Annotated in this window: 1 protein-coding gene; it reads left to right on the forward strand. The window is 49.7% G+C overall.

Going from position 1 to position 632, the window contains the following annotated elements; genetic code table 11:
- Window positions 1-632: cadherin-like domain-containing protein (locus F0229_RS21710; RefSeq protein WP_171733701.1), on the forward strand; the 632-nt coding region annotated here is incomplete at both ends.

Consider the following 632-nt stretch of genomic DNA (forward strand, 5'->3'; position numbering starts at 1 on the left):
GGCTTAGAAGATAATAAAATTGTCCTTACCCCAGCACAGCTACTGGCTAATACTAGCGATGTTGATGACAACGATATTGGCAAATTATCCATTGAAAACCTACACGCCGACCACGGTTCGATATTAATTAATGGCGATGGCACATTCACCTTTACCCCAGAAAAAGACTACAACGGAGCGGTGCACTTTAGCTATGATGTCAAAGATGCCCACGGTGGTGTGACACACACTGGCGCATCAACGACGCTCTCGGCTGTTGGCGATAAAGCCCAAATCGCTGGCGTTGATACTGGTTCAATAACCGAAAACAGCGCGGGTGTCGACATGTCACCCGACTATGCTCACTCAGGCATCGCCACACTTGGCAATACAACACTCTATGCTGATGGCAAGCTGACCATCACAGACCCCGATGTAGGCGAGTCAGGATTTGAACGCCAAGGCAGCAATGGTTACGACTATCACGGCACCTATGGCGATCTAATCTTACTCACCGATGGCACCTGGCATTACCATGCCGATGCTGGGCATAGAGCCGCTATTGGTGGCGTAGCAACAACGCGTGGCACTGCAATTGACCAGCTTGGTGAAGGGCAAAGCCTAACCGATACGATTACAGTCCATTCAAAAGA

It is taken from the genome of Vibrio sp. AIC-3, from assembly GCF_013114515.1.
In the GTDB taxonomy this organism is placed as follows: Bacteria; Pseudomonadota; Gammaproteobacteria; order Enterobacterales; family Vibrionaceae; genus Vibrio; species Vibrio crassostreae_C.